The sequence below is a fragment of the Bariatricus sp. SGI.161 genome (assembly GCF_050313695.1).
GTDB lineage: Bacteria > Bacillota > Clostridia > Lachnospirales > Lachnospiraceae > JAFBIX01.
Genome location: NZ_JBNPLX010000066.1, coordinates 1 through 2918, shown reverse-complemented (window position 1 = coordinate 2918; position 2918 = coordinate 1). Strand labels below are relative to the sequence as shown.

3 protein-coding genes are annotated in these 2918 nt (G+C 44.4%); all 3 read left to right on the top strand.

Annotated features, from left to right (window positions below; genetic code table 11):
* The first annotated feature begins 245 nt into the window (after positions 1 to 245).
* The 3 genes from istA to ACQRBH_RS17145 are packed head-to-tail and all read left to right on the top strand — an operon-like array spanning position 246 to position 2779.
* A complete protein-coding gene (istA, locus tag ACQRBH_RS17155; RefSeq protein WP_427762671.1) occupies positions 246 to 1778 on the top strand; it encodes an IS21 family transposase in 1533 nt (510 codons plus the stop codon).
* Positions 1771 to 2544 (top strand): ATP-binding protein, encoded by a 774-nt coding sequence (locus ACQRBH_RS17150; protein ID WP_427762670.1) that lies wholly within the window; start codon positions 1771 to 1773, stop codon positions 2542 to 2544. Before istA ends, ACQRBH_RS17150 begins: the two co-directional genes overlap by 8 nt.
* Positions 2537 to 2779 (top strand): hypothetical protein, encoded by a 243-nt coding sequence (locus tag ACQRBH_RS17145; RefSeq protein WP_427762668.1) that lies wholly within the window; start codon positions 2537 to 2539, stop codon positions 2777 to 2779. The genes ACQRBH_RS17150 and ACQRBH_RS17145 overlap by 8 nt, the downstream gene beginning before the upstream one ends.
* Positions 2780 to 2918 lie beyond the last annotated feature (139 nt).

Here is a 2918-nt window from a genome sequence, read left to right as displayed (position 1 = left end):
TGTTTATTGTAAAATAAAAATACCGAAAGTTGCAAAACAAAATTGGAGAATGTTGCATCTCCAAATTGGAGAAAGTTGCAAAACATTCTATAAAGCTCTCAGGAACGGTGTAGCGCCTGAGTGGTAGCCACCAAGTATGAGCTTTTCTTAAAAAGATCCATTGCAGACATAACCCAAAAACATTAACCTTGTTTTTGTTGTAGCAAACAAATAAAGACAAGGAGGAAAGGAGAATGTCAACTACAATGGATCAGATACATCATATCAGAGATATGTTCTACCGACAAGATAAGAACATTTCTGAAATCGCATCTGAGACCGGACTCAACTGGAAAACAGTCAAGAAATATGTGGATATGGAGGACTTCAACAATCCGCCACCCATACCTGCATCAACAGAGATACATGAATCCAAACTTGACCCGTTTAAGCCTCTGATTGATGAATGGCTGCAGGCAGACAAGCTTGCACCACGAAAACAACGGCATACCGCCAAAAGAATCTATAAGCGCCTTAAAGATGAGGCAGTTGGCTTTGACTGCAGTTACCGGCTCGTTGCCTTATACGTCAAACAGAAGAAAGAGGAATTACGGTTAATGAGAACCGATGGCTACATTCCTCTTGAACATCGCCCCGGCGAAGGTCAGGCAGATTTTGGAACCGCTGATTTTTATGAAAACGGCAAGCTTCATCACAAAGCCAAATATCTTGTGCTCAGTTTTCCATACAGCAACGGCGGTTTTCTCCAGCTTAATTACGGAGAAAACATGGAGTGCCTTCTGGAGGGACTGGTTGCCATATTTGAGCACATCGGTGGAGTTCCCACCGAAATCTGGTTTGATAATACCAGAACCATTGTTACCAAAGTCATTAAAGGCGGCGGACGCGATATGACAGAACGTTTCCAGCGGTTCTGTGAACACTACCGCATCAAGCCGGTATTCATGAATCCCGAATCCGGTTGGGAAAAGGGAAACGTAGAAAATAAGGTCGGCTACCTACGCCGAAACGAACTTGTGCCGGTGCCCCGCTTTGATGACCTCACAGAGGAAAACTGGCATCTTCTTGACCGCTGCGAAATAGATATGCAGCGTGAGCACTATGATGACGATGCTGACCGCTTTATCAGCGAGCTGTTTGAAGAAGATAAGGCACGTTTACTGCCGCTTCCATCCGTCCCATTTGACACTGCACTCTACACAACTGCGGCAACAGATAAATATGGTAAGTTTACCCTTGATGCAGGAAAGCACCGTTATTCCGCTTCACCAGCTTTTTGCGAGTCCATCGTAAATCTTAAGATCACATCATCTGCTGTGATCGTTATGGATGCAGACATGCATGAGGTTGTCCGCCACAAGCGTCTTTACGGTGATGAGCATGAAAGAATGGACTGGCTTCCATATCTTACATATATCGCAAGAAAACCCCGCTCTCTGCGCAACAGTGGTATTTATGACATGATGCCGCAGACCATGCAGATATACATGGATAACTGTGAAAATAAGGAACGCGGACGGGTACTTAAGGTTCTTGCTGAACTTACAGAAAGAACTGGATTTGCCAGTGCGGTCAAAACAGTGGATGAGGCTATACGGCTGAATGCAACCGACCCGGACAGTCTACAGAACCTTTACAGGCGAGCCTATGCAGATGTACCGCTTCTGCCTCCGCTTGAAAACAAAGCTTTACTGCCACAGCAGAAGGTCATTCCGTTCAGAAATGATCTGAAAATGCTGGATGCCGCCCTTCAAAAGGGAGGTGTCTCAAATGGCTGATATAGAAAAATCCATTGCAGCATGCTGCAAGCAGCTCAGGCTGTCCACGAACTTTGCAGGGCAGGCTTTGGAGCAGAAAGGAGACACACCGCAGGAATACCTTTTAAATCTCCTGACAAACGAAATTGAATACCGCACAGCAAAAAGGAAGAGCAAGTTCCTCAATACCGCCGGCTTCCCACGTAGATACCGCGTGGAGGAATTCAGGACAGATGAGATAGATTTTCCGGAAGACGTCAGCTTTCAAAGCCTGTTAGACCTGGATTTCTATCATACGGGAAAAAATGTCATCATGTATGGAGGAACCGGAACCGGTAAAACAATGCTCTCCATTCTGATTGGAATGTCTGCATGTAATCAGGAAATTCCGGTAAGATTCTACCGCACTGCCGGTCTTATCAATCTCTTTTCCGAGAGTCAGAGCAGCGGAAAACTTACTGCACTGAAAAAGAAGCTTAATAGTGCCCAGATACTGATTTTGGATGAATTCGGATATGTTCCGTATGACCGTACCGGTTCACAGCTTCTGTTTGATTATCTTTCTGAGATACATGAGCAGAAATCAGTGATCCTAAACACGAACCTTGAATTCTCACAGTGGGTAAACGTACTTTATGACCAGCGTATGACAACTGCACTGATCGGCAGGCTCACTCACCATGTGGAACTGATCCTGTTCCCGGGGATCAATAACCGGTTACGTGAATCAAGTATTAATACAACTCTTTCAAGAATCAGCAGTCAGGAGGCAGGTAACAATGGCTAAAAATAAAAAAGTTATCAAAGAACGGAAAAAGTATCAAAATCTTCAGGAGCACTATACGGAGATGAATGATTATCTTCTTGATCTCATAGAGGAGCACCGGTGCACAAAAGAAGAATTGAGATACCTGCAGGACTTTGTCCATTATAAAAAGCTGGATGAGGAGTTCCAGTATTTTAGGGAACATGCACATGAGGATGAAAACTCAGAACTTCCGTTTCCGTACCTCGTGCTGTAACAACTAAATATGGGCTGCAATGGCTATGCGGCTGGCAGAATAGCTGTCAGCCGAAGCTTTGCAACTTTCTCCGATTTGGAGATGCAACATTCTCCAAAAATACTTTGCAACTTTTGCCAAAAAGTACTTGCAAAAAACA

Excerpts from the sequence above, each read along its gene's own strand:
- istA (WP_427762671.1), top strand. The coding sequence starts at position 246 with ATGGATCAGATACATCATATCAGAGATATGTTCTACCGACAAGATAAG.
- ACQRBH_RS17150 (WP_427762670.1), top strand. The coding sequence starts at position 1,771 with ATGGCTGATATAGAAAAATCCATTGCAGCATGCTGCAAGCAGCTCAGG.
- ACQRBH_RS17145 (WP_427762668.1), top strand. The coding sequence starts at position 2,537 with ATGGCTAAAAATAAAAAAGTTATCAAAGAACGGAAAAAGTATCAAAAT.